17 protein-coding genes are annotated in these 17,601 nt (G+C 70.3%); 12 read left to right on the top strand and 5 right to left on the bottom strand.

Translation table 11 applies throughout. The annotated features are described in order from the left end of the window. Window positions 1-4 precede the first annotated feature (4 nt). The 6 genes from AAID08_RS13620 to AAID08_RS13595 all read left to right on the top strand — a co-directional run bounded on the left by AAID08_RS13620 (window position 5) and on the right by AAID08_RS13595 (window position 7,458). Complete coding sequence (locus tag AAID08_RS13620; RefSeq protein ID WP_064523559.1) at window positions 5-886, top strand: CoA ester lyase; 882 nt, start codon at window positions 5-7, stop codon at window positions 884-886. A 239-nt stretch (window positions 887-1,125) separates the two neighbouring features. Beyond that, window positions 1,126-2,760 (top strand): ATP-binding cassette domain-containing protein, encoded by a 1,635-nt coding sequence (locus AAID08_RS13615; protein ID WP_175142360.1) that lies wholly within the window; start codon window positions 1,126-1,128, stop codon window positions 2,758-2,760. 106 nt (window positions 2,761-2,866) lie between these two features. Then, complete coding sequence (locus AAID08_RS13610) at window positions 2,867-3,811, top strand: AraC family transcriptional regulator (RefSeq protein WP_336235667.1); 945 nt, start codon at window positions 2,867-2,869, stop codon at window positions 3,809-3,811. A gap of 171 nt (window positions 3,812-3,982) precedes the next feature. Next, the gene (gene asd / locus AAID08_RS13605; RefSeq protein WP_054502583.1) at window positions 3,983-4,849 is read left to right on the top strand and encodes an archaetidylserine decarboxylase; all 867 of its coding nucleotides are present in this window, start codon (window positions 3,983-3,985) and stop codon (window positions 4,847-4,849) included. 97 nt (window positions 4,850-4,946) lie between these two features. Continuing rightward, entirely contained in the window at window positions 4,947-6,152 is a 1,206-nt protein-coding gene (locus tag AAID08_RS13600; RefSeq protein ID WP_144657246.1) for an alpha-hydroxy acid oxidase, read from the top strand. 142 nt (window positions 6,153-6,294) lie between these two features. Beyond that, window positions 6,295-7,458 carry a metallophosphoesterase gene (locus AAID08_RS13595; protein WP_054502585.1) on the top strand — a complete coding sequence of 388 codons (1,164 nt, stop codon included), beginning with the start codon at window positions 6,295-6,297 and terminating at the stop codon, window positions 7,456-7,458. A 47-nt stretch (window positions 7,459-7,505) separates the two neighbouring features. On the opposite strand, the gene AAID08_RS13590 is transcribed toward AAID08_RS13595, so the two are convergent. After that, the gene (locus AAID08_RS13590) at window positions 7,506-7,961 is read right to left on the bottom strand and encodes an Lrp/AsnC family transcriptional regulator (protein WP_006394840.1); all 456 of its coding nucleotides are present in this window, start codon (window positions 7,959-7,961) and stop codon (window positions 7,506-7,508) included. Between the two features lie 92 nt (window positions 7,962-8,053). Here AAID08_RS13590 and AAID08_RS13585 point away from each other — a divergent pair, with 92 nt between their 5' ends. Next, window positions 8,054-9,265 carry an MFS transporter gene (locus tag AAID08_RS13585; protein ID WP_175188757.1) on the top strand — a complete coding sequence of 404 codons (1,212 nt, stop codon included), beginning with the start codon at window positions 8,054-8,056 and terminating at the stop codon, window positions 9,263-9,265. A gap of 4 nt (window positions 9,266-9,269) precedes the next feature. Here the strand turns inward: AAID08_RS13585 and AAID08_RS13580 are convergent, their stop codons facing one another. Next, on the bottom strand, window positions 9,270-10,241 hold the full coding sequence (locus AAID08_RS13580) for a sensor domain-containing diguanylate cyclase (protein WP_231133008.1): 972 nt from the start codon (window positions 10,239-10,241) through the stop codon (window positions 9,270-9,272). 149 nt (window positions 10,242-10,390) lie between these two features. Further along, window positions 10,391-11,212 (bottom strand): MetQ/NlpA family ABC transporter substrate-binding protein, encoded by an 822-nt coding sequence (locus AAID08_RS13575; RefSeq protein WP_116791194.1) that lies wholly within the window; start codon window positions 11,210-11,212, stop codon window positions 10,391-10,393. Between the two features lie 154 nt (window positions 11,213-11,366). On the opposite strand from AAID08_RS13575, the gene rocF reads away from it, so the two are divergent. The 4 genes from rocF (at window position 11,367) to AAID08_RS13555 (ending at window position 14,973) form a co-directional block, all read left to right on the top strand. After that, window positions 11,367-12,305 (top strand): arginase, encoded by a 939-nt coding sequence (gene rocF / locus AAID08_RS13570; protein ID WP_054502588.1) that lies wholly within the window; start codon window positions 11,367-11,369, stop codon window positions 12,303-12,305. Between the two features lie 105 nt (window positions 12,306-12,410). Then, a complete protein-coding gene (locus AAID08_RS13565) occupies window positions 12,411-13,472 on the top strand; it encodes an alcohol dehydrogenase (RefSeq protein ID WP_064526685.1) in 1,062 nt (353 codons plus the stop codon). A gap of 137 nt (window positions 13,473-13,609) precedes the next feature. Further along, window positions 13,610-13,987, top strand: coding sequence for a DUF423 domain-containing protein (locus AAID08_RS13560; RefSeq protein WP_395757743.1), 378 nt, complete (start codon window positions 13,610-13,612; stop codon window positions 13,985-13,987). A gap of 77 nt (window positions 13,988-14,064) precedes the next feature. Then, complete coding sequence (locus AAID08_RS13555) at window positions 14,065-14,973, top strand: DMT family transporter (protein WP_395757742.1); 909 nt, start codon at window positions 14,065-14,067, stop codon at window positions 14,971-14,973. A 73-nt stretch (window positions 14,974-15,046) separates the two neighbouring features. Here AAID08_RS13555 and AAID08_RS13550 read toward each other — a convergent pair whose 3' ends face one another. Then, window positions 15,047-15,685 (bottom strand): glutathione S-transferase family protein, encoded by a 639-nt coding sequence (locus AAID08_RS13550; protein WP_054502867.1) that lies wholly within the window; start codon window positions 15,683-15,685, stop codon window positions 15,047-15,049. Window positions 15,686-15,690: 5 nt separating this feature from the next. Then, the gene (locus AAID08_RS13545; RefSeq protein WP_054502591.1) at window positions 15,691-16,863 is read right to left on the bottom strand and encodes a PQQ-dependent sugar dehydrogenase; all 1,173 of its coding nucleotides are present in this window, start codon (window positions 16,861-16,863) and stop codon (window positions 15,691-15,693) included. Window positions 16,864-16,980: 117 nt separating this feature from the next. Here AAID08_RS13545 and AAID08_RS13540 point away from each other — a divergent pair, with 117 nt between their 5' ends. Then, window positions 16,981-17,595 carry a glutathione S-transferase family protein gene (locus tag AAID08_RS13540; protein ID WP_064526677.1) on the top strand — a complete coding sequence of 205 codons (615 nt, stop codon included), beginning with the start codon at window positions 16,981-16,983 and terminating at the stop codon, window positions 17,593-17,595. The last annotated feature ends 6 nt before the right edge of the window (window positions 17,596-17,601 follow it).

The raw sequence follows: 17,601 nt of genomic DNA, 5'->3' as shown, positions 1-17,601 counted from the left end.
ATCCATGTCCCTCGCCGCCCGTCCCCGCCGTTCCGTCCTCTACATGCCGGGCGCCAATGCGCGCGCGCTGGACAAGGCCCGCAGCCTCGACGCCGACACGCTGATCCTGGACCTGGAAGACGCGGTCGCGCCCGACGCCAAGGCGCTGGCGCGCCAGCAGGTTGCCGCGGCCCTGCGCGCCGGCGGCTATGGCCGGCGCGAATGCGTGGTGCGCGTCAATGCGCTCGATACGCCATGGGGCCTGGACGACGTGCGCGCCATCGCGCAGGCCGGCGCCGATGCGGTGCTGCTGCCCAAGGTGCAGTCGGCGGCCGAACTGGAAGCCCTGGCGCAGGCGCTGGACGCGGCCGGCGCGCCCGCCGCGCTGCCGCTGTGGGCGATGGCCGAGACGCCGCTCGGTTTCCTGCGGCTGGACGCCATCGCCGGCGGCCACGCGCGGCTCGCGGCCATCGTGGTGGGCACGTCCGACCTGGTCAAGGACCTGCACGCCCGCCACACGCCCGAGCGCCACGAGACGCTGCTGGCGCGCTCGCTGGCGGTGCTGGCCGCGCGCGCCCATGGCCTGGCCGTGCTGGACGGCGTGCACCTGGACCTGGATGACGACGCCGGGCTGGCCGCCGCGTGCCGTCAAGGACGCGACCAGGGCTTCGATGGCAAGACCTTGATCCACCCGAAGCAGATCGCCGCCGCCAACGCGGCCTTCGCCCCGACCGATGCCGAGCTGGCCAGCGCGCGCAAGCGGCTCGATGCCTGGCGCGCGGCCCAGGCCGCCGGCCAGGGGGTGGCGGTGGTGGACGGCGCGCTGGTCGAGAACCTGCACGCGCGCGAGGCCGAACGCCTGCTGGCCCTGGCCGACGCCATCGCCGCGCGTTCGGCCCCGGCCTGAGGCCGCGCCACGACTGGCTGAACCCGCCCTCGGGCGCGGGTCCGCGCGGCCGGCTACAATAGCGCCCGCGATCGGATGGGCATCCGCCCCGTCCGCCAGCCGCGCTTCGCGCGGCCCGCATGTCGCGCCGCCGGCGCGACCGCTCCACGGTTCCTTCTTTTTGCGCCGCACTTTGTGGCGGGAGCCTTGCCGCGCTTATTTCACGCCACCCCGGTCGGCCCCCTCCTGCCACACGATTCATGATCCGCTTCCAACAAGTTTCACTCATGCGCGGCGTCAAGCCCTTGTTCGACAAGGTCGACCTGCTCCTGAACCCCGGCGACAAGATCGGCCTGATCGGCGCCAACGGCGCCGGCAAGTCGAGCCTGTTCGGCCTGCTGCGCGGCACGCTGCACGCGGACCAGGGCGACCTGGACTATCCCGCCAGTTGGCGCATGGCCTACGTGGCGCAGGAAACGCCCGCGCTCGACCGCCCCGCCATCGAATACGCCATCGACGGCGACGTCACGCTGCGCAAGCTCGAAGCCGAGCTGGCCGCGCTGGAAGCGGAGCCCGAGAGCGCCGAGAACGGCCTGCGCATGGCCGACATCTACGCCGCGCTGGCCGATGCCGACGCCTACACCGTGCATTCGCGCGCCGAGCAGTTGCTGACGGGCCTGGGCTTCACCCAGGCACAGATGCAGTTGCCGCTGACCAGCTTCTCGGGCGGCTGGCGCATGCGCCTGAACCTGGCGCAGGCCCTGATGTGCCCGTCCGACCTGCTGCTGCTGGACGAGCCCACCAACCACCTGGATCTGGACGCCATCATCTGGCTGGAAGACTGGCTCAAGCGCTATCCGGGCACGCTCATCGTGATCTCGCACGACCGCGACTTCCTGGACGGCGTGGTCAACGTCATCGTCCACATCGACGAGCGCAAGCTCAAGCGCTACTCGGGCAACTACTCGTCGTTCGAACGCCAGCGCGCCGCCCAGTTGGAACTGGCGCAAGGCATGATGGAAAAGCAGATGCGCCAGCGCGCGCACCTGCAGTCGTTCATCGACCGCTTCAAGGCGCAGGCCAGCAAGGCGCGCCAGGCCCAGAGCCGCATCAAGGCGCTGGCGCGCATGGAAGAAGTGGCGCCGCTGCGCGCCGCCGCCGAATTCTCGTTCGAGTTCCGCGAGCCGCTGCGCGCGCCCAACCCGCTCTTGACGATGGACAAGGTCAGCGCCGGCTACCGCAACACCGACGAGGACAGCGGCGTCACGTCCGACAAGATCATCGTGTCGGGCATCGACTTCTCGCTGCAGGCGGGCCAGCGCCTGGGCCTGCTGGGCATCAACGGCGCCGGCAAGTCGACCTTCATCAAGACCATCGCCGGCGAGCTGCAAGCGCTGGCGGGCGAGACGCAATTCAACAAGGGCCTGTCGATCGGCTACTTCGCCCAGCACCAGGTCGAGATGCTGCGCCATGACGAATCGCCGTTGTGGCACATGACCAAGATCGCGCCCACGGTCCGCGAGCAGGAACTGCGCAACTTCCTGGGCAGCTTCAATTTCAACGGCGCCATGGCCACCAGTTCGATCGCGCCGTTCTCGGGCGGCGAGAAGGCCCGCCTGGCGCTGGCGCTGATCGTGTGGCAGCGCCCCAACCTGCTGCTGCTGGACGAGCCCACCAACCACCTCGACCTGGAAACCCGCGAGGCGCTGACCACCGCGCTGGCGCAGTTCGAAGGCACGCTGGTGCTGGTGTCGCACGACCGCCACCTGCTGCGCGCCACCACCGATCAGTTCATCATCGTGGCCGATGGCCGCTTCAGCCCGTTCGACGGCGACCTGGACGACTACAAGGACTGGCTCTACAAGACCAAGCTGTCGGCCAAGGCCGCGGCCTGACCGCGCGCCCCAACCGGCATAGAATCGCAAGCATGTCCCGCCGCGCCGCGGCGGCCCTCAGCGGGGCGGCCCGGCCGGGCGGCCCGCCCTCCTTCCCAGGGAGCCCATGGACAGTCTCAGCCAGCTCCTGTCGACCGCCGAGCCCGCGGGCACGGTGGACCTGCTGTGCCGCTACGGCGGCCGCTGGCGCGCCGATCATCCGCAGGCGCCGGCCGGCCACGTGCCTTATCACGTCATTCTGCAAGGCGAAGGCGTGGCCCGCGTCGGCCGCGACGAACTGGCCCTGCGGACCGGCGACATCCTGCTGCTGCCGCACGGCGCCTCGCACCTGCTGCGCGGCATCGACGAGCGCGCGCCGGCCGCCGCGCCGCCCGACATCCGCCACAACGGCGTCCTGACCGAACTGACCCAGGAGGGCGCGGGCCCGCGCCTGGAAATGCTGTGCGGCGTATTCACGCTGGGCCGCGCCGGCAGCCTGCTGCTGATGGCGCTGCCGCAGGCGATGGTGCTGCGCGCCGCCACCCTGGGCGACAACACGGCGCTGGCCGCGCTGCTGGCGCTGATGCGCGCCGAGGCCGGACAGCCGCGGCTGGGCGGCGCGGCCATCATCAACCAGCTATCCACCGCCCTCTTCACGCTGGTGCTGCGCGCGCTGGTGCACGACGGCCAGCAGACGCGCGGCCTGCTGGCGCTGATGGCCGACCCCAGGCTGGCGCCCGCCGTGCAATCCATGCTGCGGTCCCCCACCGAACCGTGGACACTGGCCACCCTGGCCCAACGCTGCCATTTGTCGCGCGCGACCTTCGCCCGCCAGTTCGTGCGCGCCAGCGGCCTGACGCCGCTGCGCCTGCTGACCGCGATCCGCATGGAGCATGCGGCGCGCCAGTTGGAGCGGCTGAAGGAATCCGTGGCGCGCGTCGCCGCGGGCATCGGCTACCAATCGGAGGCCGCCTTTGCCCGCGCCTTCAAGCAGCACTTCGGCGTCGGCCCGGGCACGTATCGGCGCCAGGGCGCCGCGCCGGAAGGCGCGCCGGCCCGGGCGCGCGCCTAGGTGTGGCAAGAAAGCTGTCCGCGCCATGGTCCATTGGCGGGCCGGACGCGTTACAATCCCGCGAATTGCACGCCCGGCGCGATCTTCGACGCCACCTTCAACGGCCCCCGGGCGCGACAACCTCCAACCACGTCCCGCTGTCCGCGGGACGCGTTTTTTTAGCGCTCCTAGATGCCGATCAAAGACCAACTTTTCCTCGCCAGCCAGTACCTCGCGCCGCATCACCTGGTGTCGCGTTTCTTCGGATACGCCTCGGACTGCCGGGAACCCGCGGTCAAGAACTGGATGATCTCGCGCTTCGTGCGCAAGTACGGCGTGGACATGCGCGAAGCCGAGCAGGAAGACGCGCTGGCCTACGATTGCTTCAACGATTTCTTCACCCGCGCCCTCAAGCCGGACGCCCGCCCGCTGGACGATGAGCCCGGCGGCGTGCTGTGCCCGGCTGACGGCGCCATCAGCCAGATGGGCGCCATCGAGCATGGCCGCATCTTCCAGGCCAAGGGCCACAGCTATGGCCTGGCCGACCTGCTGGGCGGGGACAGCGAGCGCGCCGCGCCGTTCCAGGGCGGCGAGTTCGCCACCATCTACCTGTCGCCCAAGGACTACCACCGCGTGCACATGCCGGTGGCCGGCACATTGCGCGAAATGATCCACGTGCCGGGCCGCCTGTTCTCGGTCAATCCGCTGACCGCGCGCAACGTGCCGCGCCTGTTCGCCCGCAACGAGCGCGTGGTCTGCATTTTCGACACCGAGCACGGGCCCATGGCCCTGGTGCTGGTCGGCGCCATGATCGTCGCCTCGATCGAAACCGTCTGGGCCGGCCTGGTCACGCCGTACAAGCGGCGCGTCAAGGCCGTGCGCTACGACGACGCGGCGCGCGCGCCGATCCAGCTCGCCAAGGGCGCCGAGATGGGCCGCTTCAAGCTGGGCTCGACCGCCATCGTGCTGTTCGGCCCGGGCAAGGTGCGCTGGGCCGATACGCCATCGGTGCGCGGTCCGGTCCGCATGGGAGAACTGCTGGCGCTGCCGCAGGCCTAGGGTCTATTTCCAAAAAAGCGAATAAGCGCGTGCGGATTTATTCGCTTTATGCGATGAATCCGCCTGGGTAGATTGGCGGTTTTCCCCAGGCCCCGCCATGTCCGCCACGTCCCTGCCCGCTGCCGCCGCCCCTGCCACCGCCAGTCGTCCGCCCCGCGCCCTGATGCGTCTGCTGTCGCTGGACGACTTCGAGGCGGCCGCCCGCCGCCGCCTGCCCAGACCCATCTTCGGCTATGTCGCGGGAGCCGCGGAGGACAATCAGTCACTGCGCGCCAATCGCGAGGCCTTCGGCCGCTACGCCTTCCAGCCGCGCGTGCTGGTCGACGTGTCGCGCCGCAGCCAGCACGTCGAATTGTTCGGCCGCCGCTACGAATCGCCGTTCGGCATCGCGCCCATGGGCATCAGCGCGCTGTCCGCCTATCGCGGCGACATCGTGCTGGCGCGCGCGGCGCGCGAACAGGGCATCCCCGCCATCCTCAGCGGCACCGCGCTGATCGCGCTCGAAGATGTCATCAAGGAGGCGCCCGGTACCTGGTTCCAGGCCTACCTGCCCGGCGACCCGGCGCGCATCGACGCGCTGGTGGCGCGCGCGGCGCGCGCCGGCTACGAAACCCTGGTGCTGACGGTGGACATCCCCGTGTCGGCCAATCGCGAGAACAACGTGCGCACCGGCTTTTCCACCCCGCTCAAGCCGAGCCTGCGGCTCGCCTGGGATGGCCTGACCCGGCCGCGCTGGCTCGCCGGCACCTTCCTGCGCACGCTGCTGGCCCACGGCATGCCGCACTTCGAGAATTCGTTCGCCACGCGCGGCGCGCCCATCGTGTCCGGCTCGGTGCTGCGCGATTTCAGCGCTCGCGACCATCTCAATTGGGAGCACGTGGCGCGCATCCGCCGGCAATGGCAGGGCGCCCTCATCATCAAGGGCATCCTGCATCCGGCCGACGCGCGGCTGGCGCGCGAGCACGGCGCGGACGGCATCATCGTCTCCAACCACGGCGGCCGCCAGCTCGACGGCGCGCTCTCGCCGCTGCGCGCCCTGCCCGGCGTGGTGGCGGCCGCCGGCGCCATGCCGGTGATGATGGACAGCGGCGTGCGCCGTGGTGGCGATGTCCTGAAGGCGCTGGCGCTGGGCGCGCGTTTCGTGTTCGTCGGACGTCCCTTCAACTATGCCGCGGCGGTCGGCGGCCAGGCTGGCGTGGCGCACGCCATCGGCCTGCTGCGCGCCGAGGTCGACCGCAACATGGCCATGCTCGGCATCAACCGCCTGGACCAGATGGACGCCAGCCTGTTGACCCCCGCGTGACGCCTGCCTGATGCCTGCCTGATGCGGCCGCCAGGCGCGCGGGTGTCATTTCCCTGCGGGACGCCGCGGCCGCAGGGCATAGAATGACGGTTCCTTCGCTATCGCCGGGCCGGCCTTCGCGCCAGCCCCCGCCCCGCCGCCCGTGTCCCTACGCCAATCCTCGTTTTTCCTGCGCTTTCTGACCCTGGGCGCGCTGGCCCACGTCTACGTCGGCGCCCGCCTGATTCCCGACGCCGGCCTGGACGGCCCGGGCTCGGCGACCGCGGTCCTGCTGCTGATCCTGTCGTGCATCCTGATCCCGCTGGGAATGCTGGCGCGCTCGTCCGTGCACCCGCCCTGGGGCGACCGCATCGCCTGGGTCGGCCTGATCGCCATGGGCCTGTTCTCATCGTTGTTCGTGCTGACGGTGCTGCGCGACGCGCTGTTGCTGGTGACGTGGCTGGTGAGCCTGGCGACCGGTCCGGGACTGCCCTGGATCGACTTGCGGCGCGTCAGCGCGATAGCGGTCGCCGCGCTGGCCCTGGCGGCCACGCTGGTCGGCTTCTACAACGCCCGCCGGCGCGCCCGCGTGGTGACGGTGGAGGTGCCGATCCGCGGCCTGCCGACCGACCTGGACGGCTTCACCATCGTGCAGATCAGCGATATCCACGTCGGGCCGACGATCAAGCGGCGCTACGTGCAGGCCATCGTCGACGCGGTCAACGAACTGTCCCCCGACGTCATCGCCATCACCGGCGACGTGGTGGACGGCAGCGTCGAGCAGTTGGCGGCGCAAGCCAGCCCGCTGGGCCAGTTGCGCGCGCCTTTCGGCGTGTACCTGGTGACCGGCAACCATGAATATTATTCAGGCGCCGCGCCCTGGGTCGCGGAATTCCGCCGCATGGGCCTGCGGGTGCTGATGAACGAGCATGCCGTGATCCATCCCGCCGGCCTGCCGGTGGTGGTGGCCGGCGTCACCGACTACAGCGCCGGCGCCTTCGATCCGCGCCAACGCAGCAACCCCGCGGCGGCGCTGGCCGGCGCGCCGGCCGACGCGTTGCCCAAGATCCTGCTGGCGCACCAGCCGCGCAGCGCGGCCGCGGCCGCGCCGCTGGGCTACACCCTGCAGTTGTCGGGCCACACGCACGGCGGCCAGTTCTTCCCGTGGGGCTTTTTCGTGCGCTTCCAGCAGCCTTATACGGCGGGCCTGCACCGCCTGGGCGACATGTGGGTCTACATCAGCCGCGGCACCGGCTACTGGGGGCCGCCCAAGCGCCTGGGCGCGCCGTCCGAAATCACCCGCCTGCGGCTGCGGCCGCTGCGCTGAACGCCGCCAGGCGCGGCGCGCAATCGCCGAGGCCGCGCCCTGGCGTCCTAGGCGTCGTCCGGCAGCGGGCCGCGCTCCAGGTAGCTGGTCAGCGCGATGTCGCTGGTGGTGTTGGTGATGCCCTCGATCTGGTGGATGCGCGCCAGCAGCGCCTCCAGCGCCTGGGTGTCGCGCACCCGCACTTTGAGCAGCATGGCGCTCTTGCCGGTGATGGTGTGGATCTCCTCGACCTCGGTCAATTCGGCCAGGCCGAGCACCTGCTGGGTAATGCTCCAGTTATTGGTATCCACATGCACGAACGCCAGCAGCGGCCTGCCGATGCGGGCGCCGTCCAGCCGCGCGGCGATGCCCTTGATGAGCCCGTCGCGCTTGAGGCGCTTGACCCGCTCGTGCACGGCGGGGGCCGACAGGTTCAGCAATTTGCCCAATTCGGCGTAGCTCGGCGAGGCGTCGTCCGCCAGCAGCGTTAATAGTTTTCGGTCGCGGTCGTCGAGATCTGGCATTGGAATCTGGTTCTGCCTAACGGCATTCGAAGTTTTACGGGATAAAGGAATATCGGTATTAACCCTTATTTTATTCCAATAAAATTCCGCGGATGCAGAACCGCAACACCGCGCGCGCGCCGTCGCGCCGCCCGCCGCTTCCCCCCGCCATCCCCGCCTTGATGTTCGCCGTCAGCGTCGTCGGCTCGAACGGCCTGGCCCTCAGCCCGATCCTGTCGGACGTGGCGCGCTCGTTCGGCAGCACCGCGCTCACCGTCAGCACCGCCATTTCCGCCTACGGCGCGGCCACCGCCGCCAGCGCCTTCCTGCTGGCCGCCCGCATCGACCGCTGGGGCATCCGCCGCGCCCTGCTGATCGCCATGGCGGTGCTGATCGCGGCGCTGTCGCTGTCGGCCGCCGCGCCGCACTGGATCGTGCTGACCGCGGCCCAGGCGCTGGCCGGCGCCGCCGCGGGCGTGATCCTGCCGGCGGCCTACGGGTCGGCCTCGCTGGTGGCCGCCGCCGGGCAGGAAACCCGCGCGCTGGGCCGCGTGATTTCGGGCTGGTCGGTATCGCTGGTGGCCGGCGTGCCCCTGTCGGCGCTGATCTCCGACGCGGTCGGCTGGCGCGCCACCTACGCCGTGCTGGCGCTATGCGCCGCGGTCGCGCTGGCCGGGCTGCGCAAGCTCCCGGAACGCCGCAGCGCCCACGCCGCCCCGCCCCGGCTGTCACGCCTGCTGGCGCCGCTGTCGTACCGCGACGTGCCGGTGCTGCTGCTGGGCTGCCTGGCGTTTTCCTCGGCCTTCTACGGGGTCTATGCCTTCCTGGCCGACCACGTGCGCACGCTGCTGGGCCTGTCGGCCGGCCAGGTCGGCTTCATCGCCTTCGCCTATGGCGCCGGCTTCCTGCTGGCCGGGCTGAGCGGCGCGCCGCTGATCGAACGCGTGGGCCCGCGCCGCGCCCTGCCGCTGGCCCTGGCCGCGATCGCCCTGGTCTACCTGGCGCTGCTGCCAGCCGCCCATGCGCTGACCGCCGTGCTGGCGCTGGCCGCGCTGTGGGGCGCGGCTTCGCAACTGAGCCTGAATCTGCTGGTGCTGTTGTTGTCGCGAGCCCGACCCGACGAGCGCGGCGCAGTGCTCGGACTGAACACCTGCACCACGTACCTGGGCGCCAGCGTCGGCACCGCCGTGGCCGGCACGCTCTACACCCACGCCGGCTTCGAGAGCCTGGGGCTGGCCGCCGCGGCCGCCGTGGCGCTCGCCGCCCTGGCGCTGCACTGGCGCCTGAACGGCCGCCGCGCCGGCGAACGCCGCGCCGCCGCCTGACGCCTCAAGCCGGCAGCACCACCGCGCAATCGCGCCCCGCGCGCTTGGCCTGGTACAACGCCTGGTCGGCGCGCCGCAGCACATCCGACATGCTGACGTCGGTTTCCAGAAAGCCGGTGATCCCCCCGCTGGCCGACAGCACCACCGCGTGGCCGTCGATGTTGGCGGGATGCTGGCGCAGGCTGGCGCGCAGGCGGTCGCACACCGCCAGGGCCGCGTCCTGGTCGGCATCGGCCAGCAGCACCACGAATTCCTCGCCGCCCAGGCGTCCCACCGAATCGCCCTCGCGCAGGCAGGCCCGCAACTGGTCGCAGAAGTGCCGCAAGGCGGCGTCGCCGCCCAGGTGGCCGTAGCGGTCGTTGACCTGCTTGAAATAGTCCAGGTCCAGCATCAACGCCGTGTGGCCGGCGCCGCGCCGGGCAGCCTCCAGCAGGGTCTTCATGCGTTGCAGGATCTCGGCGCGGGTCCAGCAGCCGGTCAACCCGTCGACCTTGGCCAGCCGCGCCAGGGCGGCCTCGTTGCGGCGGTTCTCGGTCACGTCCATGCCGATGTTGACCACGCTGCCATCGGGCAGGCGCACGTTGGACCACATGACCGACAGGCACTCGCCGTCGCGTGCCAGCGGCCGCCATTCGCGAAAGCCCTGATGCGGCGTCGGTCCCACGCTGTCGAGGACGCGGGCGCGGACCTCGGGATCGGGGTAGAACAGCGCCAGCGGTTCGGGATGCCGGTTGATTTCGTCGCGGGTCCAGCCGAAGCGGCGTTCGCAGGCGTCATTCCACAGCAGGCACTGGCCGTCTTCGTCGAAGGCGTTGATCAGCACGGGGGCGTTGTGGAACAGGGCCTCGTACTGAGCCACCACCTGGCGCAAGCGGGCCAGTTCCTCGTCGCGCGGGTCCGGCGCGCCCACGCCAGCCTCGCCGTCGAACCGCGACGGCGAGGCATTCAGGGCGTCATTCGAAGAAGCGAGTCGCATGGGATGGCGGGCGGGCAAAGGCGTCACGGCCGGGCCGCGGCGGCCCCGGGGATGCAAAGCGCGGCCAGTATACGTTCAAGGCCACGCGGCAACTGCCAAGAAACGTCAAGCCGCCCGGGGCGCCAGCCCGCCCCCGCCGCGGCGCGGCACTACCAGGGAAAACTGATCAGGTCGCCGTACAGGCTGCGCAGCCGGGCCTTGACCTCGGCCGACTGCTGATAGATGGCGATGAACTTGAGCAGCCGCGGGTCCTGCGCGCGGTCGGGCCGCGCGACCCAGCGGATGGCGTAGCGGCGCACATTGGCCGGGTCGGTATTGTCGAACGCCAGGCCGTCCTTTTCATCCAGGCCGGCCTGCTTGGCGAAGGTGGTGTACGTGACCGACGCGGTGACGTCATCGAACACCCGTGCCGACTGCGAGCCCTCGATCTGCACGAACTTCAGCTTTTTGGGGTTGTCGGTCACGTCCTCGATCGTGGCCTGGTGCGCCACGCCGGGCTTGAGCTTGATCAGGCCGATGGACTCCAGCAGCAGCAAGGCGCGGCCGGTGTTGACCGGATCGTTGGGCACCGCGATGGTGGCGCCGTCCGGCAGCGGCTGGCCCTTCTTGAGCTTCTTGGAGAACAGGCCGATGGTGGTCGAATACCCATAGGCAATGGGCGTCAGGTTGGCGCCGCGACGGGCGTTGAACAGTTGCAGGAACGGTTCGTGCTGGAAGAAATTGGCGTCGACCGAGCCGTCGGCCACCGCGATGTTCGGCAGCACCCAGTCATTGAACTCGACCAGTTCCACCTCCAGGCCGGCCTTGCGCGCCTCGGCCACGGCCAGCTCGGTGGCGGCATTGGCCACGCTCGGGATCAGGCCGATGCGCAGCGGTTTGTCGGCCGCCAGCGCCGGACTGGCGCAGGCCAGCCCCAGGGCGGCCGCGGCGGCGCCGCGCGCCAGGGTCAGGAACAGGGATTGCAGAGACATGGGATCATCCGGAAAAGAATTCGATCGGCCCGGCTATTGTGCCGCAGCGCCGGCCCTGCCCGGCCAAAGGCCTTGCCCGCGCCATGGCGATCGCGTCACGCCACGGCGCTACACTCGACCCCGATACCGAAACCCTGCATGACGGAGTCCGACCTTGCAAAACACCGCCACCCTGCCCCCGCATGTCACCCTGATCGGCGCCCCCACGGACATCGGCGCGGGCGCGCGCGGCGCTTCCATGGGACCCGAGGCCCTGCGCGTGGCCGGCATCGGCCCGGTCATCGAGGCACAGGGATTTCAGGTCGCCGATCGCGGCAACCTCTACGGCCCGCCCAACCCCTGGCAGCCGCCCGTGGACGGCTACCGCCACCTGGACGAAGTGGCCGCCTGGAACCAGGCCGTGCACGACGCCATGTACGAGGCCCTGACGCAGGGGTCGCTGCCGATCCTGCTGGGCGGCGACCATTGCCTGGGCATCGGCTCGATCAGCGCGGTGGCGCGCCACTGCCGCGAGACCGGCAAGAAGCTGCGCGTGCTGTGGCTGGACGCGCACACCGACTTCAACACCAACGTGCTCACGCCGACCGGCAATATCCACGGCATGCCGGTGGCCTGCCTGTGCGGCCATGGTCCGGCCCAGATCACCGGCATGTCGGGCCAGACGCCCGACATCGATCCGGCCTGGGTGCGCCAGATCGGCATCCGCAGCGTCGACGACGGCGAGAAACGCCTGGTGCACCAGGCCGGCCTCGAAGTGTTCGACATGCGCTACCTGGACGAAATGGGCATGCGCGCGACGATGGAAGCGGCGCTGGCCGGACTGGACGCCGACACCCACCTGCACGTCAGCTTCGACGTCGACTTCCTCGACCCCGAGATCGCGCCCGGCGTCGGCACCACGGTGATGGGCGGCCCCACCTATCGCGAGGCCCAATTGTGCATGGAGATGATCGCCGACACCGGCCTGATGCGCTCGCTGGACGTCGTGGAACTGAACCCGGCCTTCGATGTGCGCAACAAGACCGCCGACCTCGCGGTGGACCTGATCGAGAGCCTGTTCGGCAAATCGACGCTGGTGCGGCGCGGCAGTTGACGCACGCTGGGCGGCGGCGGTGGCGCGGCGCGGGTTGCCGATTGCCACCGAACTGATTGAGAATGCCCCAGGTAGAACAAGAAACGCCCCCAGAGGAGACATTCCATGAAGTGCTATTGCGTCGTCAATTTCCGCGAACCGCTGCAGGAAGTGGATCAGCCCGTTCCCGTGCCGCAGGGCTCGCAGGTGTTGCTGAGGGTCCGCGCCGCGGGCGTCTGCCACAGCGACATCCACCTGTGGGAAGGCGGTTACGATCTCGGCCAGGGCCGCACCCTGTCGCTCAAGGAACGGGGCGTGACGCTGCCCCTGACGATGGGCCATGAGACCGTCGGCAGCGTGGTCGCCGCCGGCCCCGAGGCGACCGGCATCCAGACCGGACGCAACTACCTGGTCTATCCGTGGATCGGCTGCGGCGCCTGCCCCACCTGCCTGTCCGGGCAGGAAAACCACTGCACCGCCCCCGCCTGCCTGGGCATCCACCGCGCCGGCGGCTATGCCGAGCACATGCTCGTGCCGCACCCGCGCTACCTGATCGACATCGGCGACCTGGATCCGGCCCGCATCGCTCCCTACGCCTGCTCCGGCCTGACCACCTATTCGGCGCTCAGGAAGATCGGCGAGGCCGTCTACCGCGAGCATCCCGTGGTGATCTTCGGCGCCGGCGGCCTGGGCCTGATGAGCCTGACGCTGATCAAGGCGCTCGGCGGCAAGGGCGGCATCGTGGTCGATATCGACCCGGCCAAGCGCCAGGCCGCGCTGGAGGCCGGCGCGCTGGCCGCCATCGACGGCGCCGCGCCCGACGCCGCGCAGCAGATCATCAAGGCCGCCGGCGGCAAGCCGCTGCAGGCCGCTATCGACCTGGTCGGCGCGCCGTCCACCACCGCGCTGGCCTTCGACTTCCTGACCAAGGGCGGCAAGCTCATCATCGTCGGGCTGTTCGGCGGCGCCTCGTCATGGCCGATCGCGCTGATTCCGATGAAAGCCATGTCGATCATCGGCAGCTACGTCGGCAATCTGGCCGAACTGCGCGAGCTGATGGACCTGGTGCGGGCCGGCAAGGTGCCGCCGATGCCGGTGCACCGCTATCCGCTGCGCGAGGCCGACGGCGTGCTGGCCTCGCTGCGCGCCGGCAAGGTGCTGGGCCGCGCGGTGCTCACGGTGGATTGACCCTCCGCCGGGGCGCCGCGGCGGGTCGCGGCGCCCCCGGGGTCGGACGGATAGTCGGGCGTGCCTGGCCCCTGTCGCGAATGGGCCTATCATAGGCACCTGCGCAACCGCGCCCATCTTCCCGCAAAGGATCTCGCATGACCGACCGCCAGCTCACCATTCTCGCGGCCATCAACCTGCTGATCGCCGTCGGCGCCGGCGCCTTCGGCGCGCACGGCCTCAAGCGCCTGGTGACTCCCGAGCTGCTGGCGGTCTGGCAGACCGGCGTCATGTACCATCTGATCCACGGCCTGGGCCTGTTCATCATCGCGCTGCTCGGCGCGCGCTACGGTTCGCCACTGCTGTCGGCCGCCGGGTTGGTGATGTTCATGGGCATCGTGCTGTTTTCAGGTAGCCTGTACGTCCTGACCCTGACCGGCACCCACTGGCTGGGCGCGATCACGCCCGTGGGCGGCGCGGCCTTCCTGGCCGCCTGGGCGATGGTGGCGCTGGCCGCCTACCGCGCCCAGGGCTGAGCCCTCGCCGGGCCGCCGCCCGGCAACCCCGCATTACCTTCCTTGGCGGCCTCGGCCGCCTTTCCCGCTGAACCCCGATGTCCTCCTCTACCGTTTTTCCCGCCGCGCGTGACCATTCCGCCTTTGCAGGCATCGCCTGTGTCGTCGGCGGCATCTTCTTCCTGACGCTCAGCGACGCCAACGCCAAGTGGCTGGGCACCACCTACAACCCGCTGCAGATCCTGTTCCTGCGCGCGCTGATCGCGTTGCCGTTCGTCACCGCGCTGGCCGTCTGGCTGGGCGGGCGCCGGGTGCTGCGCACCGCCCATCCCGGCCTGCACCTGACGCGCGGCGCCATCAACGTGGTCTCGGCCTGTTGTTTCTACCTGGGGTTGCGCGCGCTGCCGCTGGCGGAGGCCACCGCCATCGCGTTCGCCGCGCCGTTGTTCGTCACGGCGCTATCGGTGCTGATCCTGAAGGAACGCGTCGATGGCCGCCGCTGGCTGGCGGTGCTGGCAGGGTTCGCGGGCGTGCTGATCATCGTGCGGCCCGGCACCGACGCGTTCCAGGCCGCGACCCTGCTGCCGTTGACCACCGCCTTCCTGTATGCCGTCATGATGATCACGGCGCGCGGCATCGGCCGCGGCGAAGGCATGCTGACCACCACCTTCTACATCGTTGCAGGCCAATTGGTGTGCAGCGCGGTGGCGCTGCCCTGGATCTGGCACACGCCGGCTCTGGCCGACCTACCCTATTTCGCGGCGGTGGCGCTGTTCAGCACACTGGGGCTGGCGCTGATCACGCAGGGCTTTCGCATCGCGCCGGCCTCCGTGGTGGCGCCGTTCGACTACACCGGCCTGATCTGGGCCACGCTGCTGGGCTGGATCTTCTGGCGCGAGGCGCCCGATGCCTACGCCTACCTGGGCGCGCTGTTCATCGCCGGCAGCGGCGTCTACATCGCGCTGCGCGAGGCGCGCGGGTCGCAGAAACGGCGCGCCACAGCCTAGTGCGCCGTGGCGCGGTCAGCCACAAACCGGGTCAGCGATCGCGCCGCGCCCGTCGCCAGGCGCGGCGCGATGCCTACTCCGTCGGCGGCGGGAAATTGCGCTTGAGCACGCGCGCCACGTTCGGTTCCTGGGCGGCCTGGCGCGCCACTGCCGTCAGCGCCGGACAGTTGGCCTCGAACCAGGCCTGACCCGGCCGCCAGTGCGTCATCACCGTCACGTACAGGTCCAGCGCGGAAAAGCGGCGGCCCAGCATGTGCGGCGCGCCGGCCTGGCGTTCCAGTTCCTGCCACAGCTCCGCGCGCCGCGTATGTATCCGCTCGCGCAGCAGCTCGGCCGGGGCGCCCGGGGTGGTCCACTGCGGCGGGTCGTCGCCATACGTGAAGGTGGGATAGATCGCCGCCACCAGGCGCACCAGCAGGTTCAGGAAGCGCGTCCGCTCAGGCCGCGCAGGCTCCGGTGCCAGGCCCGCCTGCGGCGCGACGTCGTGCAGGTGCAGCACCATGGCCGCGCTTTCGGTCATCACCTCGCCGTCCGGCGTGATCAGCGTCGGCACCTGCCCCAGCGGATTCAGGTGCAGCAGCCGGTCGCGTTCGGGACCGGGCTTCAGGTAAGGCACGTCGGTCAGCGTATGCGGCACGTTGGCCAGCGCCAGCGCCATTTCGACCACGGCCGAGCCGCAGCCCGGCGAGCCGATCAGTTCATACGTCTTCATGATTTTCACCCTCCCGTTTGCGCCGGCGCCAGCCGCAGCAACTCGCCCGGCGAGGCGTCGGTCAACACATAGACATAGCCGTCGAGTCCCTGCCGCACGTCGCGGATGCGGGCCTTGCGCTCGCCCAGCAGGCGTTCCTCGGCCACCACCTTGTCGCCGTCCAGCGTCAGGCGGATCAGGTCCTGGTCGGCCAGCGCGCCGATGAAGAGCGAGTGGCGCCAGGCCGGAAAACGGTCGGCGTCATAGAACGCCATGCCGCTGATGGCCGGCGACTTGGCCCACCAGTACAGCGGCGACTCCATGCCCGGCAGCGTTTCGCCCTTGGCCTCGGGAATCGGCTGGCCGGAGTAATTAATGCCATACGTCGCCAGCGGCCAGCCGTAGTTCCTGCCGGGCTGTACCAGATTGATCTCGTCGCCGCCGCGCGGGCCGTGTTCGTTCTCCCACAGCGCGCCGGTCCAGGGATTGAGCGCCATGCCCTGCGGGTTGCGATGCCCGTAGGACCAGATCTCGGGGCGCGCGCCGGCCCTGCCGGCGAAGGGATTGTCGGTCGGCACCGAGCCGTCGACCTTCAGGCGCACCACCTTGCCCTGCAGCTTGTCCAGGTCCTGCGCGGTGGGGCGCTGGTTGTTCTCGCCCAGCGAGATGAACAGGTAGCCCTTGCCGTCGAAGACCAGGCGCGAACCGAAGTGCAGCCCCTGCGACAGCTTGGGCGCCTGGCGGAACAGCACCTGGAAATCCTCCAGCGCGCTGGCGTCGGCCGAGAGGCGGCCGCGGCCGACCGCGGTGCCGCTGCGCGAACCGTCGGATTCAGCATACGAAAGATAGACGTAGCGGTCCTGCGCGAAACCCGGCGACAGCGCCACGTCGAGCAGGCCGCCCTGTCCTTGCGCGGCCACCTTGGGCACGCCGGCCAGCGGCTTGGACAGGCCGCCCGGCGTGCGCAGCAGGCGCAGGTTGCCCGGCCGCTCGGTGATCAGCACGCCCCCTTCGGGCAGGAAGGCCATCGACCACGGATGATCCAGGCCGCCCACCACCACCGTCACCTGCGCGCGCGCGGCGGGCGGGTGCTCGGGGCTTTTCTGCGGCGTGGCCCAAGCCGCGGCCGCGCACAAGGCGGCGCCGGCGAAGGCGATCAGGGACGAGGCGCGACGGATCGCGGACGGGCGTGACGGCATGGACATCTCCGGCGGCTGGGTGGGCGCGGCGGCGCTCGGCGGCGTCGCGCGGGTGGCGTACCATAGGAGCCAGCGACGGGTGGCCTCCCGTCCATTTCTCTCAGGAGACTCCCTTACATGAAACTGTACTACATGCCCGGCGCGTGCTCGCTCGCTTCCCACATCGTGCTGGAATGGATCGGCAAGCCCTACGACGCACACAAGCTCAGCCGCGACGAACTCAAGGGCCCCGCATTCCTCAAGGTCAATCCGCTGGGCGCCGTGCCTGCCCTGGACGACGACGGTTTCACCCTGACCCAGAACGTCGCGATCCTCGAATACCTGGCCGAACAGGCGCCGCAGGCCAAGCTGCTGGGCGACGGCTCGGCTCGCTCGCGCGCCGACGTGCGCCGCTGGCTCGGCTTCATCAACTCCGACATCCACAAGACCTTCTCGATGATCTTCGGCGCGGGCCGCTTCCTCGCCGAGGAAGCGCCACAGCAGGAACTGGCCGCCTCCGCGTCCAAGCTGCTGACGCGCCTGTTCGCGCTGCTGGACGCCCAGTTGATCAATCAGCCCTACCTGGGCGGCGAAGCGCCGTCGGTCGCCGACGCCTACCTGTACGTGGTGCTGCGCTGGGCCCATGCCAAGCAGGTCGACCTGTCGGGTCAGGAGCACCTGGCCGCGTTCTTCAAGCGCATGCAGGACAACGCCGGCGTCAAGGCCGCGCTCAAGGCCGAAGGCCTGGAGTAAGCCTGC

It is taken from the genome of Achromobacter sp. EB05, assembly GCF_044232075.1.
Lineage (GTDB): Bacteria > Pseudomonadota > Gammaproteobacteria > Burkholderiales > Burkholderiaceae_B > Achromobacter > Achromobacter dolens.
This window is presented reverse-complemented; position numbering and strand designations above follow the sequence as displayed.

Coding starts and splice junctions, on each gene's coding strand:
- AAID08_RS13620 (WP_064523559.1), top strand. CDS start 5: ATGTCCCTCGCCGCCCGTCCCCGCCGTTCCGTCCTCTACATGCCGGGC.
- AAID08_RS13615 (WP_175142360.1), top strand. CDS start 1,126: ATGATCCGCTTCCAACAAGTTTCACTCATGCGCGGCGTCAAGCCCTTG.
- AAID08_RS13610 (WP_336235667.1), top strand. CDS start 2,867: ATGGACAGTCTCAGCCAGCTCCTGTCGACCGCCGAGCCCGCGGGCACG.
- asd (WP_054502583.1), top strand. CDS start 3,983: ATGCCGATCAAAGACCAACTTTTCCTCGCCAGCCAGTACCTCGCGCCG.
- AAID08_RS13600 (WP_144657246.1), top strand. CDS start 4,947: ATGTCCGCCACGTCCCTGCCCGCTGCCGCCGCCCCTGCCACCGCCAGT.
- AAID08_RS13590 (WP_006394840.1), bottom strand. CDS start 7,961: ATGCCAGATCTCGACGACCGCGACCGAAAACTATTAACGCTGCTGGCG.
- AAID08_RS13585 (WP_175188757.1), top strand. CDS start 8,054: ATGCAGAACCGCAACACCGCGCGCGCGCCGTCGCGCCGCCCGCCGCTT.
- AAID08_RS13580 (WP_231133008.1), bottom strand. CDS start 10,241: ATGCGACTCGCTTCTTCGAATGACGCCCTGAATGCCTCGCCGTCGCGG.
- AAID08_RS13575 (WP_116791194.1), bottom strand. CDS start 11,212: ATGTCTCTGCAATCCCTGTTCCTGACCCTGGCGCGCGGCGCCGCCGCG.
- AAID08_RS13565 (WP_064526685.1), top strand. CDS start 12,411: ATGAAGTGCTATTGCGTCGTCAATTTCCGCGAACCGCTGCAGGAAGTG.
- AAID08_RS13560 (WP_395757743.1), top strand. CDS start 13,610: ATGACCGACCGCCAGCTCACCATTCTCGCGGCCATCAACCTGCTGATC.
- AAID08_RS13555 (WP_395757742.1), top strand. CDS start 14,065: ATGTCCTCCTCTACCGTTTTTCCCGCCGCGCGTGACCATTCCGCCTTT.
- AAID08_RS13550 (WP_054502867.1), bottom strand. CDS start 15,685: ATGAAGACGTATGAACTGATCGGCTCGCCGGGCTGCGGCTCGGCCGTG.
- AAID08_RS13545 (WP_054502591.1), bottom strand. CDS start 16,863: ATGCCGTCACGCCCGTCCGCGATCCGTCGCGCCTCGTCCCTGATCGCC.
- AAID08_RS13540 (WP_064526677.1), top strand. CDS start 16,981: ATGAAACTGTACTACATGCCCGGCGCGTGCTCGCTCGCTTCCCACATC.